Origin of the sequence: Undibacterium sp. Ji49W (genome assembly GCF_049340205.1) — a bacterium.
Lineage (GTDB): Bacteria > Pseudomonadota > Gammaproteobacteria > Burkholderiales > Burkholderiaceae_D > Undibacterium.
The window spans coordinates 182,944-198,946 of record NZ_JBMPOW010000005.1; the positions used below are offsets into that span (position 1 = coordinate 182,944).

Consider the following 16,003-nt stretch of genomic DNA (forward strand, 5'->3'; position numbering starts at 1 on the left):
GTGTCCCCTTCCTGTTTTTGGCTGAGCTATGAGCGTTTATTTCTGCCCTGATTGCAGACCACGGCGTATCAGCAAGGGTTCAATTTTTGGATCACGTCCACGGAAATTACGGAAAGATAACAGCGGATCAATGCTACCACCCTTGGACAGCAATTGTTGCCGGAACCAGTCGCCATTCTTGCGGCTAAGACCACCGTTTTCCTTGAACCATTCTACCGATTCGGCATCCAGCACCTCACTCCACAAATAGGCGTAATAGCCGGCTGAATAGCCACCACCAAAAATATGCGAGAAATACGTAGTGCGATAGCGTGGCGGTACCGGGGCAAAGTCCACACCAGCCTGTTTCAGCGCCTGCGCTTCAAAGGCCAGTGCATCGTTCGGAATTTGTGCTGGCGTCAATTGATGCCAGCGCTGGTCCAGCAGCGATGCCGCAATGTATTCAGTCGTGGTGAAGCCCTGGTTGAACTGATTGGCGGCACCGATCTTGTCAACCAGTGATTGCGGTATGACTTCGCCGTTCTGATAGTGTTTTGCATAGTTCTTCAAGACTTCCGGCCAGGTGGCCCACATTTCGTTGACCTGGGAGGGATACTCGACAAAATCACGCGGGACATTGGTGCCGGAAAAGCGCGGGTACTTCACTTTGGAAAACATGCCGTGCAGTGCATGACCAAATTCATGGAATGCAGTACGCACTTCATCAAAGGTCAGCAGGGTAGGTTGCCCCGCCGGTGGTTGTGGAATATTGAGATGATTGGCTATCACCGGGTGGGTGCCAAACAGACCGGATTGTTCTGTATAGGCATTCATCCATGCGCCACCGCGTTTGGTATCACGCGCATACATGTCGGCAATGAACAGCGCCAGGCTGCTGCCATCGGCATCCAGCACTTCATATACCTTGATGCTGGGGTGATACACCGGCAAGTCCTTGCGTTCCCTGAAGCTGATGCCATACAGTTTCGATGCTGCGTAGAACACGCCATTTTCCAGTACATTGTTCAACTCAAAATAGGGACGTAACTGGCTGTCGTCAAAACTGTATTTTGCCTTGCGCAACTGTTCGGTGTAGTAAGCCCAGTCCCATGCTTCCAGCTTGAAGCCGCCTTGCTGGGCATCGATCAGTTTTTGCAGTTCTGCTGCTTCCAGCCTGGCGTTGTTGACCGCTGCCGGAGCCAGTTCGCCCAGCATCTTGTTGACCGCGGTCGTCGTTTTTGCGGTTTCATCTTCCAGGCCATAGGCAGCATGGTTGGGGTAACCGAGCAGCGTGGCCCGTTCTGCCCGCAGACGGACGATCTTGAGAATGACATCGCGATTATCAAATTCGCCGCCATGGCTGCCGCGTGCGACCGATGCTTCATGCAGGCGCTGGCGCAGTGCACGGTTCGCCAGTACGGCTTCAAATGGCTGGCCGGTGGTGTTCATCAGCGGTATCACGTATTTGCCATTCAAACCGCGTGCCTTGGCGGCTTCGGCAGCGCTGGACAATTCACCGTCTGACAGGCCCTGCAAGTCAGCCTTGTTATCGACAATGATGGCACCGGCATTGCTTTCTTTCAGCGCGTTCTGGCTGAACTGTGTAGCCAGTGTCGCCAGTTGCGCATTCATGGCTTTCAATTTGGTCTTGTCTGCTTCTGCCAGTTTGGCACCGGCACGTACAAAGTCGGTGTAATACCTTTCCAGCAGGCGCAAGGATTCGGCATCCAGGTTCAGGCTGCTGCGTGCTTCATAGAGTTTGCTGACGCGTTTGAATAATTGCGTATTCAGAAAAATCTGGTCCTGATGGGCCGCCAGTTTGGGGGCCAGCTCGCGTGACAGGGTTTCCAGTACCGGATTGGTATTGGTGGAAGTCTGGTTGGTGAACACCGTGGATACGCGGTTCAGCATCTGCCCGGCGCGTTCCATCGCCACCACGGTATTGTCGAAAGTCGGTGCTGCACGGTTATTCGCGATACGAGTAATTTCGGCATTGTGCTGGCGCATACCTTCGGCAAAGGCCGGGGCATAATGTTCATTGCGGATTTTGTCGAAAGGCGGGTACTCATACATCAGGCTGCTGGCCGTGGCGAAAGGGTTATTCGCCAGGGTGCCGAGGGGCTTTTTGCTGCTGGTAGTGCTGGTCGTGCTGGCATTGGCCGCTGTTTCAGCTGTAGCAGAGTTCGCCGGACTGGATTGAATTGCCAGTGCAGAACTCAGCATGATGAGCATGAGGTGTTTGTTCATAAGGTTTCCGGTATGAGTGGATATGAAGTGACTGAGATGGATAATGACAGAGGAAAACAGTGTATCAGACCATCATGCCGGGAAATAATTCCACATCGCCCTAGAGATCTGGGTTGTCATTACAGGCGTTGCCAAGCTGCGTGGCCAGGTGTATGGCCAACGCAGAGTTCAGGCAGGGGAAGGAGTTTCAGCAAAGAACGAAGCGATTCGCCAGTTCAAGGATGAAAGCCGGCCGCAGATAGGCCATGAAAGTCAATGCCAGTACCATGGCCATCAAGGCAAGCCATAGTAGTTGCGGTATTTTTTTGCGGGGTATCATGATCTGGGCAGGGTGGAGATTTTCATCATGCAACTGCTGCCTGTTCACGCACGATAGGTTTTTCGCTGATAGGGAAATTCACCAGGGCGGCAAAAATACCCAGCGCCAGCACGATGCCCCAGACCATATCGTAGTTGCCGGTCTTTGTATAAATATAGCCACCCAGCCAGACACCCATGAAGCTGCCCACCTGGTGTGAGAAAAACACAAAGCCGGACAGCATGGACAGGTACTTCACCCCGAAAATACCGGCGATGATGCCATTCGTGAGTGGCACGGTCGACAGCCACAGCAAGCCCAGCGCGGCAGAAAAAGCGTAAATGGAATACGACGATAAAGGTGCCAGCAGGAACAGGCCGATCACCACCGTGCGCGACAGGTAAATCGTGGACAGCAGGTAAGGTTTGGAAAACATACCGCCCAGCTTGCCAGCGTAATACGAACCAAAGATATTGAACAGACCGATCAGGGCCAGCGCAAAGACCGCGACATTCGGGTCAAGTATGCCCTTGTCTTTCAGGTAAGCCGGCATGTGCACGCCGATAAACACTACCTGGAAGCCGCACACAAAATACCCTGCCAGCAGCAACAGGAAAGGTTTGTAGGCAAAGGCCTCGCGTATTGCCTGTGTGATGCTTTGCTGTGGCCCGCTGGCTTGTTCGAGAGCAGGTTCACGTAGTTTCCATGCCATAGGCAACATGATGATGACAACCAGCGCCGCCAGCATGTAAAACGCATTTTGCCAGCCGGTGTGTCCTATCAGTTGCTGTTCCACCGGCATCATGACAAATTGTCCGAAAGAACTGGCAGCAGATGAAATACCAAATGCCCATGAACGTTTTTCCAGCGGTGCGGTGCGACCTATGATGCCGCTGACGGCACCAAATGAAGTACAGGCCAGAGCCCCACCAATCAGCACGCCGGTACCCAGAATAAACACGGTAGGCTGATCTATCATGGCCATCCACAACAAGCCACCTGCATACAGGAAGGCACCGAGTATCACCATCTTCATGGTGCCGAAACGGTCGATGGCCATCCCTGCAAACGGGCCAAATACACCCCACATCAGATTCTGCATGGCCATTGCCATCGAATAGGTTTCCCTGGTCCAGCCATGCGCCTGCGATATAGGCTGCATCCACAGTCCAAAGCCATGTCTTACGCCCATGGCAAGCGTTAGTACGAAACCGCTGGCAATCAGCACGGTCTTGAGATCAGGGGCGCGTTGGGTCGTCATGGGGTAGAAGGTTTACGAATAAGTAAATACGTTCCAGTGTAGTCGAAACCCGGACATCATGTGGACTGCCGCAAAGACCATGACAGGGCTGTCATTCTGGCAATCAGTATAAGCCAGCAGGTGGCAGGATTTGTTTGTCCGAAAACGGCTAGAACAGTGCCGCACACTCGCGTATAAATACACCTGAACACAACAAGGCAATTTAACCGCATGGACGGGGATGGCGTGGCAGCGATGAAACCAGTAAAAAGCGCGATGGAGAAAATGGAGAAAGCGGCAACGGCTGCCATCCTGTTTCCGGAAGCAGGCGATAGCCCGACGCAGCAGCAATGCTATTACCGCGCCCTGGCTGCCAGGGATAGCCGCTTTGACGGCGTGTTTTTTACCGGCGTCAAAACCACCGGCATTTATTGCCGCCCAGTGTGCGGTGTCAAAACGCCGCGTGAATCCTCGTGCGAATTTTTTGGCAGCGCCGCTGCGGCAGAGGCCGCCGGTTTTCGCCCTTGCCTGCGTTGCCGGCCAGAACTGGCACCGTATGCCCTGCAACAGAATCTGGCGCATGCAGTGTGGCAAAGAATCGCTGACGGCGCATTGAATGAAAACGACCTGGAAAGTTTTTCGCAACAAGTCGGCTTGTCTTCACGGCAATTACGGCGCGTCATGTTGCAGGAATTTGGCGTTACACCAGTAGAACTGGCACAGACCCAGCGCCTGTTGTTTGCCAAAAAGCTGCTACAGGAAACCCGCCTGGGCATGGCCGAGATTGCCTTCGCTGCCGGTTTTGGCAGCGTCAGGCGGTTTAACGCCCTGTTTTCCGAACGCTATCATATGGCACCGGGTTCGATACGACGGGCGTCCGATCTCGGTGGCGAAGGTGTCAGCCTGCGTCTGGCTTATCGTCCACCCTATGCCTGGGACGCAGTGATTGCTTACCTTGCCGGTCGTGCCATGCCGGGGCTGGAAGCGGTAATAGTAGAAAAAGGGGGCAGGGCCTATGTCCGCAGCGTGCAGATAGATGGTATTAGCGGCTGGCTGAAGGTCGCCCATTTGCCCGACAAACAGCAACTGAGTCTGCAGGTAGCACCGGCGCTGGCGCCAGTGTTGATGCCCCTGATGGCCCGTGTCAGGCAACAGTTTGACCTGGAAGCCAATCCCGCCATCATACAAAGCCACCTGGAACACGATGCCATGCTGACAGCGCAGATACAGCGGACACCCGGTATGCGGGTGCCGGGCGCTTTTGACAGTTTTGAGCTGGCGATCCGTGCCGTACTGGGCCAGCAAGTCAGCGTGGCTGGCGCGACCACGGTAGCTGGGCGGCTGGTGACGCGTTTTGGTCAGGCGACAACAACGCCATTTGCGGCGATTACCCATCATTTCCCTTCGCCGCAGACCATTGTTGCGCTATCGATAGATCAATTGGCCGGCATAGGCATACCCGGCGCGCGCGCTGCGACGCTACAGCACATCGCCCAGTTCACGCTGGATGGTGGCCTGCAAAGACAATTGGCAGCCAGTTCGGATGACATGGTTGCCAGATTAAAGACCGTGCGCGGCATAGGTGAATGGACGGCGCAATACATTGCCATGCGGGCTTTGCGCTTTTCTGATGCCTTCCCCGCCGGTGATCTGGGTTTGCAAAAAGCAGCGGCGCAACTCAGCCAGCCACCGCAGACCCGGCTGACAGAAAAGCAATTGCTTGGCCGGTCTGAAGCCTGGGCACCCTGGCGGGCTTATGCTGCATTATTGCTTTGGCAATCTTTGGCGGCATCTTAAATATAACTGAGCAAAAAGGAGTGATGATGAAAACCGTACACTATATGAACGTGGACAGCCCGCTTGGCCCACTGTTGCTGGCTGCCAGCGAAAACGGTATCTGTGGCGTGTATTTTGAACACCACAAGCATTTCAAGGGAATCGCTGGCTGGCAATTAAACCCGCAACACCCTTTCTTATTACAGGCCAGCCAGCAGTTGCGGGATTATTTTGCAGGGCAGCGCCAGGATTTTGACTTGCCGCTGGATTTGTCGGCGGGCACTGCGTTTCAGCAAGCCGTGTGGGCAGGGCTGCGGCAAATCCCGTTTGGTATGACCACCAGCTATGGGCAACTGGCGCAACATATCCGGCAACCGGCGGCAGTGCGGGCAGTAGGGGCGGCGAATGGGCGTAACCCCATTTCCATCATTATCCCTTGTCATCGTGTTATCGCTGGTTCAGGTGCCCTGACGGGTTATGCCGGTGGGCTGGAAAACAAGAAAGCCTTGCTGATACTGGAAAAAAGCCAGGCCATGCAGGGCCAACCGGACGCTCAGCGTGGCCCAGCCCAGTCGGCGCTTGGTTTTGCATAGTACCTGCCGAGCGGATAGGTGAATGACAGCGTAAAGTGCAATTTAACTAATTTTGGTGCAATGCACAAAAAGTGCTTGACCTTTTGAATTCTGCGTGTAAAATCGTATTTGTTGCGGTGCACCATTCAAGAATTAACGGAAAGCGCTGCCGATTTTGATTCCACCTAATTCCATTTACCGGAGAATGTTATGACTACCAATACACCAGAACAATTTATCGCTGCTACCAAAGCTAACCTGGAAGCCCAATTCGCTTCCCTGACTTCCCTGAACAAGAAAGCCTTTGAAGGTCTGGAACAGTTGTTTGCCCTGAACGTCAATGCTGCCAAAGCCAGTTTCGAAGAAGGTACAGCTGCTGCCAAGCAATTGATCAGCGCCAAAGACCCACAAGAATTTTTCTCCCTGACTGCAGCGCAAGCACAGCCAAATGCAGAAAAAGCACTGGCTTATGGCCGTCACCTGGCAAGCATCACTACAGCAACTCAGCAAGAATTCACTAAAGCAGTTGAAGCGCACATCGCTGAAACAAACACTAAAGTGATTTCCCTGATCGACGAAGTCACTAAAAATGCACCAGCCGGTTCCGAACAAGCTGTGACAGCCCTGAAATCCGTTGTTGGCAACATCAACGCCGGTTACGAACAACTGTCTAAAACAACCAAGCAAGCTGTGCAGACTCTGGAAGAAAACCTGAGCAAAGCTACTCAGCAATTTACACAAGCGGCTGAAAAAGCAACTGCTAAAAAGAAGTAATTAGCAATTGATGTTTCAGACCCAATGCAAATTGGGTTGCAGTATAAAAATCCCCTGATGCTCGCATGAGGGGATTTTTTCATGTCTGTTTAAAACTTAACTGCTCAAAACTTAAGTTTGCGGCTGTGCTGGTTTGCCCATTAAGTAAATCAGGTAGAGCACGACGCAGGCAGCATCGAAAAAGGCGGCAGGACGCAAGCCCTGCAAGGCGGGTTCTGCCCAGTTGATTGCCAACATGACGACCAGCCCCAGCTTTTCTGTCGCTGCCGCCAGTAAAATTGCCCGGCGTGCCGCTACCTGTTTCACCGCATGGATGACCAGCGCGCCAACCACAAAAGCCATCAAACCCCAGTGACGTGCAAAGAACAGGCCGGTCACATCACCCACCTGCATGCCGGATGCCTGTAAAAACAGGGTAGGGGCCAGAAACTGCAAGCCCGCCAGCATGGTGACAGCGCCGCTGACATACAGTATTTTGCGTATGGTCTTTTCTTGCATGTACACCTCCTTTTTTATTCAAATTTGTGTGCGCTTATTTGTGTTTGTTTGTGCCTGTTGTTTTTGTAAGACCTCAGACCTTTACGCCTTGATGATACAAGAATCCTGGCCCCGGTAATTCCTGGCCCAGATCGGCACCGACTTCCGCAGTGATCAGTGTATTCAATCTGTTGTTCAAGTCCAGCAGCAAGTCTTTGTGTTGTTCCGGGTTGGCCGCCAGATTGGTGATTTCATTCGGGTCTGTCTGCGTATCGTAAAGCTCCAGTTGGTTGCGGGTGCTCAGGTTTTGCCAGTCACGTGGCTGGTGATGATCGGAGGGTTTGAAATAACGGGCAAATTTATAGCGGCCATCATGGATGCCGCGAAACAGTGCCGGGTTGTCCAGGCTGGGTAAGAATTGTCCGCTTTCAAAACCGATGAAGAGTGAACTCAGCCTGTTATAGGTCTTGCCGGTTTTTGCGCCCTTGCGGGTGAATTCCGGGTCCATATACAGGGGCACGCCATAGTTGAACAGGATGCCTTTCTTGTCCCGCTCCGTGCTTGCGCCTGCCGTGCTGATGGCAGCGCTGATATCTATTCCCTTCAGGTAAGGGTATTTTTCTGCCGTCGCACGGGCATCGACACCAGCCATACCCAGTATCGTGGGCACCAGGTCGATATGCGAACCCAACGCATTCGTCATCCTGCCGCCTGCCACATCCGGGTGGCGCACGATGAAGGGCAGGCGCATGTTTTCCTTGTACATGAAGGGGCCTTTCTGGCGTAATTTGTGTGCACCGGCCATTTCCCCGTGGTCCGAGGTATAGATGACGATGGTGTCCTTGTCCATGCCCAGGTTTTTCAAGGCCTGCAAGACCGTCATTGCATGGCTGTCGACATCACGCACGCAATTGAAGTAATAACTTTGATAGGCGCGCCAGGCAGCCTCGTCATCCGGATCCATGTGTCCGTACAGCCAGTTGCACATGTTCATGTAGGAAGTGGTAGCCCAGGGTTTGCCGTTTAACTGGTCCTGGTAATAGCTGTCCGGCAGGGGCAGGTCCCAGCTTTTGTCATAGACGCCACCGATTGGTGGTGTGGACAAGGGCGACAGCATATTGCGCTGTTGCCGGCTCGCTAGCTGTTTATCGCCGGTGCTGACATACATGACATCATGCGGATTGACGAAATTCACTGCCAGAAACCAGGGTTGTTTGTCGCGCATATTACGCATCTCGCGCCCCTTGCTAGCCAGCCATTGCACGGCATTACTGGCAATCTGGCCGTCATAACGATAGCCGGTCCAGGTCGAACCATGTGGGTCGCCATCGGCGTTATAGTCAGAAAAACCATAAGGCTCAAGCGCATTTTCTGTGGTCGGGTAAGGCCCATATACCAGGCCGGGGTCGGCGCGCAGATGACTCAAATGCCATTTGCCCTTGTAGGCAGTGTAATAGCCCTGTGCTCTTAACAAGTGCCCTAGGCTGGGCAAGCCATCCGCCAGTTGCGGGAAAGACGGTGGTGCATCGACATTTGCCGTCATCTGCGTGTGCTGGGTATGCTGACCAAAATACATATTCGAGCGCGATGGTGAGCATGGCGTAGTATTCGCATGGAAATTTGTCATGCCCGTGCCTTGTTCCAGCAGCATTTCATGTGCCGACAGCCCCAGGCCAGACGGCAGGTCTTGCCAGTGGCGTAGCTGGTCGTTCACGATCAGCAAGATATTCGGTCTGCGCTGGCGCAGGCCTCCGGCAGACATTGCACCAGGTATATTGGGTATGTTGCGCGGTCTCTGATGTTTGTCAGCCGCACCGCCTATTGCCGCTCCAAGACCCACGCTGGCCATCGCTGCCAGTACTTTTCTGCGACTGAGATTGCTTTCATGGTTTGCCATATTGCTTCCACCGGGCTTGTTGTCTGTGCTGATGCAAACCAGTGTGGGATACTTCAACGCATACGTCCAATGCATTATAATTATTATCTCAATGCTTTAAAGGTATGCTACGGTTTTGCATTTAATATGAACCTCAACAAGCTCAAACATGTAGTGGTGCTGGCAGAGCAAGGCAATTTTGCCCGGGCGGCAGACAAGCTCAACCTCAGCCAGCCGGCATTAAGCCGCAGCATTTCTGGTCTGGAAGATGAACTGGGCATGCGCCTGTTTGACCGTGATCAGGCAGGTGCCACCGTCACGGCTGCTGGCCGGCAACTGGTGACCCGTGCCCGCGATTTGCTGTATGCCGCAAATAATCTCAGGCAAGAGATGGCGCAACTGCGCGATTGTGAAAGCGGTCAGATTGTCTTTGGGGCCGGGCCTTTCCCGGCCAACAGTTTTCTGCCTGCGGTGCTGACAGAGCTGGCCATCGCCTATCCACGCATGCGTACGGTGCTGGAAGTGAACAACAGCGACACCCTGATGGAACACTTGCTGGCCGAGAAGCTGGAATTCTTCATCGCTGATACCCGCACGGTACATCCCAACAAGCACGTCAAGGTCAGGCACCTGACGCAACAGGCTGGCGGTCTGTATTGCCGTCGTGAGCACCCACTCGCAACGAAAACACTGTTGAACAAACATGATCTGCAAAGTGCCAGCTATGCCAGCGTATACCTGGCGGATATTTTCCTGCCATCTTTGCGCAAGGTGTTTGGCCTGGAAGCTGGCCAGGATTTGCCACTGGTGACCACCTGCGACAATGTTTATGTCTTGAAGCAGGTAGTCATGCATAGCGATGTCATTCTCTTGTGCACCCATGCAGCAGTGGTAAAAGAGCTGGAAGAAGGTGATCTGGCCGAGTTAAAAGTGGATGGCTGGCACGCCATTCATGCCGAAATTGGCGTGGTCAGCCTGGAACGGCGCAGCCTGTCGCCAATGGCGGACCTGGTACTGGCCAAAGTGGCAGCGCACGTATAAGTCAGGACTTACGCAAAACCGCCCCAGCTGCTTTGTAGCTCCTGGTCGTACTGCTCGTACTGCCTGCGTCGCTACGCCTTGCTGGGACAATTTTGCGTAAGTCCCGTAAGTGCTGTTGTTCTGATCCATATCAAGCTTCAGGCATGGTAAAACTACATCTTTTTACGGCTATAAGCTCAGACAGCGCCGAGCAATGGTAAGCTAGAGGATGTATTCTATATGCAGGATTAGCAGCATTTGTTTGACCATCCCAATGCCCTCAGAGGTAAAACCAGGAGAATTCATATGCAAGACGTGGTAATCGTAGCTGCAGGCCGTACTGCAGTAGGTAAATTTGGCGGCTCTTTGGCAAAAACGGCTGCTTCCGAACTGGGCGCCCATGTCATCAAGGCCTTGCTGGCAAAAACCGGCATCAGTGGCGATCTCATCAATGAAGTCATCCTCGGTCAGGTGTTGACTGCCGGTGTCGGCCAGAATGCCGCACGTCAGGCGGTCATCAAGGCTGGTTTGCCAGACATGGTGCCAGCCTTCACCATCAACAAGGTATGCGGTAGCGGTTTGAAGGCAACGCATCTGGCGGCGCAAGCCATCAAGGCGGGTGATGCAGACATCATCATCGCCGGTGGTCAGGAAAACATGAGCGCTTCCCCGCACGTATTGAACGGTTCCCGCGATGGTTTCCGCATGGGCGACGCCAAACTGGTCGACACCATGATCGTTGACGGCCTGTGGGATGTGTATAACCAGTACCACATGGGTATCACTGCCGAAAACGTCGCCAAAAAATTCGGCGTCACCCGTGAAGAGCAAGACCTGTTTGCCCAGGCTTCCCAAAACAAGGCAGAAGCTGCGCAAAAAGCTGGCAAGTTCAAGGATGAAATCATTCCTTTTGAACTGGTCAGCAAAAAAGGCACTACCGTTTTTGACAGCGACGAATTCATCAAACATGGCACCACGCTGGAATCACTGGCGTCCCTGCGCCCTGCCTTCGACAAAAATGGCACGGTCACTGCCGGTAATGCGTCTGGTCTGAACGACGGTGCAGCTGCCGTCATCATGATGTCCGCCAAAAAAGCGGAGGAACTCGGTTTGCCAGTGCTGGCACGCATCAAGGCTTATTCATCTGCCGGTATCGACCCGACTATCATGGGTATGGGCCCTGTGCCTGCGGCCAAGTTGTGCCTGAAAAAAGCCGGCTGGACGCATCAGGATCTGGACCTGATGGAAATCAATGAAGCCTTTGCTGCACAAGCGATTGGCGTCAACAAGGAAATGGGCTGGGATACCAGCAAGATCAACGTCAACGGCGGTGCGATTGCAATTGGTCACCCTATCGGCGCATCCGGTGCCCGCATCCTGGTCAGCCTGATCCATGAAATGATACGTCGCGATGCCAAAAAAGGCCTGGCGAGTTTGTGTATCGGTGGCGGTATGGGCGTGGCGCTTGCGATAGAGCGCTAAGCCAGACTGCACTGCTTTCACTTATGAACCCCGCTGTATGTATTCAGCGGGGTTTTTTATCGCCTGGTCAAAGCAAGACGGACATACTTTTTTGCTAGTCATGCATGACACGTGCTAGAGTCAGCCCGCTCCAGACCATGTCTGCCACGAACCGGGTTCATTGCAAATGAAAAAAGTCCTTTTCCCTTTAGCCTGCCTGTCCTTGTTAAGCTACGTAACACAGGCAGTTGCGGATGATACTGCCACGATCGCTGAACACATACGCCATGTAGAGAATGGCCTGCTGCCAAAAGCCGTGATCAAGGGTAAGCCTGTGCAGCCCATGCGTTTATCCGATCGGATGGAAGCACTCAAGGTACCAGGCATCAGTATTGCACTCATCAATCACGGCAAAATTGAATGGGCGCGTGGCTACGGCTATGCCGACCTGGCCAGCAAACGGCCAGTGACGGTCGAAACCCGGTTCCAGGCTGCATCTATCAGTAAACCGGTGACAGCCATGGCTGCATTGGCTCTGGTTGAACGCGGCACGCTGAGTCTGGATGCGGATGTCAATCAGCAACTGGTGTCATGGAAGCTGCCTGGCAATGCTTATACTGCCCAACAGGCAGTCACTCTGCGCGGGCTGTTAAGCCATACTGCCGGCGTGAATGTGCATGGTTTTCAGGGTTATGCATACAACCAAGACGTACCTACTTTGCTGCAAATTCTGGACGGTAAAAAGCCGGCCAATTCGGCTGCTGTGAGGGTGACTGCCTTGCCTGGCAGTGCCTGGAGTTATTCTGGTGGCGGGTATTCCATAGTCCAGCTATTGATGACGGATACCACGCATGAGAGCTTTCCCGCCTTGATGAAAAAAACCGTGCTCGACAAGCTGGGCATGGAACACAGCAGCTTTGAGTTACCTGGACAGTGGCAGGCAATGACGGCTTCTACCTATCTGGCAGATGGCAAGCCTGTGCCTGGCAACTGGCACCGATATCCTGAACTGGCAGCAGCAGGCTTGTGGACCACGCCATCAGATCTGGCACGCTTTGCCATCGAGATACGGCAAAGCAGTGCAGGCACATCGAATAAAGTACTGTCACAAGAAATGACCAGACAAATGCTGACGCGCAGCAAGCTCAGTGATTATGGTCTGGGCCTGTTTCTGGGGGCGCTCAGGGATGAGCATGAGAGCTTTGGTCACAGTGGTGGCAACATGGGTATTCGCACCATGATGACGGCCTTCAACAGCACTGGCCAGGGCGCAACCCTGATGACGAATAGCGACAATGGCGCAGAACTGATACAAGAAGTTTTGCGTGCCATCTCGGTAGAATATGGCTGGACCGACTACAGGGTCATAGAAAAAGTGGCTGTCGCCGGCGATGCCGGGGAATATAAAAAATTTGCCGGCGAATATACGGTAGCCAGTTTTCCTGTTGTCGTCACTGCGGATGGTGATCGTCTGCACATCAAGGCCGACCCCCTGGGTGCTTTCCAGCAAGAGTTGTTCCCGGATGTGAACGGTAACTACTTTATGTTGAACAATGACGTTACTGTACATTTTGAAAAAGATGCCAGCGGTATCGTCACCGGCATGACCGTTCACGGAGAAAATAAATCAAGCGGCAAGAAGATCAAATGACGGCAAATCGAAACCAGCTCTAGCGCAGGCCTTTGTAAAAAATCCCGGGCCAATGATTACTGACCATTGAGCCCGGGATTTTTTATGCAGATATCTGCATCAGGCATTCACCTTGCCCTGTCGCTGGATGAATAGAATGAACAGAATGAACAGAATTAACAGATACATCGCGCGGTGCTAGGAAATAAGACGCATATTAAAGGCACGTTCAATAAACCAGACGAGGGCGATGATGATGATCAGTCCTGACCCCGCTTGTACGACAGCACGCTGATACAGCCAGTGGCGGCGCAGCAGAAAAGCCAGCGGCAGAAATCCTGCAACGATGGTCAACTGGCCGATTTCCACACCCAGGTTAAAGCCGACCAAGGCCATGACCAGCGCCGATTGCGGCAAGCCCAGGTCAGCCAGTACACTGGCGAAACCAAAACCATGGATCAGGCCGAAACTGAATGCGACCAGCCAGCGCCGTCCCTGAAACAGCGGGAACAGATTATTCAGTGCCGCCAGGATGACTGATGCCGCAATGGCCGATTCCACCAGGCGCGATGGCAGTGCCAGCAGATTCAGCGCAGCCAGTGTCAGGGTAATTGAATGCGCAACTGTAAATGCAGTGACAATTTTCAAGACATCGATTGCTGCAACTTTAAAACTGCTGGCTGCTTCCCATTTGCCTGTCTGTAGTACCAGCACTGCGGGCAATAGCAGTGATAGTAAAAACAGGATGTGATCAAAACCAATCCAGATATGCCAGATGCCGTGGAAGATGTAGTCAGTAAACTGCTTCCACTTGTTCACTTCACTCATTACAAATTGCTGGCTGGCCGCATCTGGACTAAAAATGCCCGTCGTGGTGAGGCCATCCTTGTTGACCAGTCGCAGCAAGCCCTTGTGTTGTGGATCCAGATCAAAAAACAACTGGTACTGAACGGTGATTTTTTCAGCATTGCAGCTACTGTCGAACATCAGCACGGTGTAGGCACCGTCACTGTGCTGGTCTATCAATTGTTGTCTGGTCGTTAGTGTGCACGGTTTGTCACCGGCAGTAATTTTCAGGCGCGCCAGCGCATAGGCGGCGATATCAGCGTGCTTGTTGCGGACTTCATCCCAGGTCAACTCACCATTGCCGTCTTCATCCAGTCCTATCGCAAAATCCAGGTCACGCAGGGCGATATCCCATTGACCGTGTATGCCGGACTGATCGGCACGCAAGCTCAGGTAACTGTCGCTGGGTTTGTGGGCGTGGGCGGGCAGACAAAAAATACTGGACAGACCAAACAGCAATGCCAGCACCATGTTGTGCGCCAACTGCGCATGCAAGTGATGCCTCATGGTTTTACCCCCAGTCTGGCGAGCGTGGGTTTCAGGGTGATGTCTTCCAGCTTGTTTTGTCTGAGCCAGGTCAGTGCATCGCTAGCCGATTGCTGGTCCTTTGGGTTTTGTGCAGCGGCTTCCAGCAAGATGCGCAGATCAGCCGCTTCTTTCTGTATGGCCCAGTTCGACTGCGCCAGTTTCAATGCGATGGCCGGGCGCTTGTTCAACAGCAGTTCATAACGTGCCTGTTCACGCTGGTGCACGGTATCACCGCGCAGCATGGCAGCTTCGAAGCGTTGGTCCAGCAAATTGATTTGCCTGGCTGCTGCCGGGGACTGCTGTACCTGTAGCGCCAATGCATAACGCAATAAAAGTGCATCGATGCTGGTCCTGTTTTTTAACAGCGTCACGACTTCTGCCGGTCTTTGCTGATCAAGTAAAAAATCGGCATACGAACCCAGCAGATAGCTATCCGGCGATCCTGATCCTGACCCCAGCGTCAACGCCAATTGATACCAGGCCTCGGCAGTCTTGGCATCGCCCAGGCGGGCTGCCATTTCAGCCAGTAAGGTGGTCACCCAGATTTTTGTACCAGAATCGGTATCCGCATTTTTTTCATATTTTTTATACGCCGCGCTGAGTGCAGCGTAACTGTTGGCGGCTTCTCCATTCAGGCTACCGATATTGTGCAGGCAGGTCAGGGTAATCAATTCGGGTGCGAGTGGATACAGATGCATGCAACTGGCTTTGGCTTGGGCAAACTGGCCCTGTACCTGCAAGACGGTGGCGCGGGTCAGCCAGGCCTGGGCATTGCCCCTGTCCTGCTTAAGGACGCTATTCAGGTCTGCCAGTGCGGCTGGAAACTGGTGCGTGCTTTGCAATATGGTAGCGCGCAGCACCAATACAGGAATGGGGGGATTGGGGAGATTCCACCATGGTTTTAATGCCGCCTGGGCATATCCCAGGTAGCGCGGATCGCCGTCATTGCGGGCAGCATTGATATAGGCCTGCGCCAGTTCTGAAGCAATCGTGGGGTCCGCCGGTTTTTCTGCCAGACGCCTGCGCAATTCAGCAAAGGCGCGTTGGGCCGGGTCTGCGCGGCGCGGCAATTGTTCCAGCACCTGCTTGCCATTGCTGGGTATATAGGGCGTTGCCTGCGCAGCAAAGTGCGACAAGGCAAAACAGATAAAAACGGATGTCAGCAATAAGCGCATATACAGATACAGCATCGGTGAATATAGATCTGGAAAACCTGACATGATTTAACAGGCCTTTACCAGAGAGGGTAATGCGAGCCTGATGCTTTGTATTCAACTGC

13 protein-coding genes are annotated in these 16,003 nt (G+C 53.4%); 6 read left to right on the forward strand and 7 right to left on the reverse strand.

Features of this window, described 5'->3' with window-relative positions:
• Positions 1–36: 36 nt before the first annotated feature.
• From ACO0LK_RS08020 to ACO0LK_RS08030, 3 genes are all read right to left on the reverse strand, one after another.
• The gene (locus ACO0LK_RS08020) at positions 37–2,226 is read right to left on the reverse strand and encodes a M3 family metallopeptidase (protein WP_422973891.1); all 2,190 of its coding nucleotides are present in this window, start codon (positions 2,224–2,226) and stop codon (positions 37–39) included.
• Positions 2,227–2,413: 187 nt separating this feature from the next.
• A complete protein-coding gene (locus ACO0LK_RS08025; protein ID WP_422973893.1) occupies positions 2,414–2,545 on the reverse strand; it encodes a hypothetical protein in 132 nt (43 codons plus the stop codon).
• 25 nt (positions 2,546–2,570) lie between these two features.
• Positions 2,571–3,785 (reverse strand): MFS transporter, encoded by a 1,215-nt coding sequence (locus ACO0LK_RS08030; protein ID WP_422973895.1) that lies wholly within the window; start codon positions 3,783–3,785, stop codon positions 2,571–2,573.
• 234 nt (positions 3,786–4,019) lie between these two features.
• On the opposite strand from ACO0LK_RS08030, the gene ACO0LK_RS08035 reads away from it, so the two are divergent.
• From ACO0LK_RS08035 to ACO0LK_RS08045, 3 genes are all read left to right on the forward strand, one after another.
• Positions 4,020–5,561 (forward strand): AlkA N-terminal domain-containing protein, encoded by a 1,542-nt coding sequence (locus tag ACO0LK_RS08035; protein ID WP_422973897.1) that lies wholly within the window; start codon positions 4,020–4,022, stop codon positions 5,559–5,561.
• 26 nt (positions 5,562–5,587) lie between these two features.
• A complete protein-coding gene (locus ACO0LK_RS08040) occupies positions 5,588–6,133 on the forward strand; it encodes a methylated-DNA--[protein]-cysteine S-methyltransferase (RefSeq protein ID WP_422973899.1) in 546 nt (181 codons plus the stop codon).
• Positions 6,134–6,322: 189 nt separating this feature from the next.
• Positions 6,323–6,886 carry a phasin family protein gene (locus ACO0LK_RS08045; protein ID WP_422973901.1) on the forward strand — a complete coding sequence of 188 codons (564 nt, stop codon included), beginning with the start codon at positions 6,323–6,325 and terminating at the stop codon, positions 6,884–6,886.
• 111 nt (positions 6,887–6,997) lie between these two features.
• On the opposite strand, the gene ACO0LK_RS08050 is transcribed toward ACO0LK_RS08045, so the two are convergent.
• Positions 6,998–7,384: a hypothetical protein gene (locus tag ACO0LK_RS08050; RefSeq protein ID WP_422973903.1), complete on the reverse strand. Its 387-nt coding sequence runs from the start codon at positions 7,382–7,384 to the stop codon at positions 6,998–7,000.
• Between the two features lie 73 nt (positions 7,385–7,457).
• On the reverse strand, positions 7,458–9,260 hold the full coding sequence (locus tag ACO0LK_RS08055; protein WP_422973905.1) for a sulfatase-like hydrolase/transferase: 1,803 nt from the start codon (positions 9,258–9,260) through the stop codon (positions 7,458–7,460).
• 126 nt (positions 9,261–9,386) lie between these two features.
• Between ACO0LK_RS08055 and ACO0LK_RS08060 the strand changes: the two genes are divergently transcribed.
• From ACO0LK_RS08060 to ACO0LK_RS08070, 3 genes are all read left to right on the forward strand, one after another.
• Entirely contained in the window at positions 9,387–10,280 is an 894-nt protein-coding gene (locus ACO0LK_RS08060; RefSeq protein WP_422973907.1) for a LysR family transcriptional regulator, read from the forward strand.
• A gap of 285 nt (positions 10,281–10,565) precedes the next feature.
• Positions 10,566–11,741 carry an acetyl-CoA C-acetyltransferase gene (locus tag ACO0LK_RS08065; RefSeq protein WP_422973909.1) on the forward strand — a complete coding sequence of 392 codons (1,176 nt, stop codon included), beginning with the start codon at positions 10,566–10,568 and terminating at the stop codon, positions 11,739–11,741.
• A gap of 166 nt (positions 11,742–11,907) precedes the next feature.
• Entirely contained in the window at positions 11,908–13,371 is a 1,464-nt protein-coding gene (locus ACO0LK_RS08070) for a serine hydrolase (RefSeq protein ID WP_422973911.1), read from the forward strand.
• A 177-nt stretch (positions 13,372–13,548) separates the two neighbouring features.
• On the opposite strand, the gene ACO0LK_RS08075 is transcribed toward ACO0LK_RS08070, so the two are convergent.
• Complete coding sequence (locus tag ACO0LK_RS08075) at positions 13,549–14,703, reverse strand: HupE/UreJ family protein (RefSeq protein ID WP_422973913.1); 1,155 nt, start codon at positions 14,701–14,703, stop codon at positions 13,549–13,551.
• Positions 14,700–15,944, reverse strand: coding sequence for a hypothetical protein (locus ACO0LK_RS08080; protein ID WP_422973915.1), 1,245 nt, complete (start codon positions 15,942–15,944; stop codon positions 14,700–14,702). Before ACO0LK_RS08080 ends, ACO0LK_RS08075 begins: the two co-directional genes overlap by 4 nt.
• Positions 15,945–16,003: the final 59 nt, after the last annotated feature.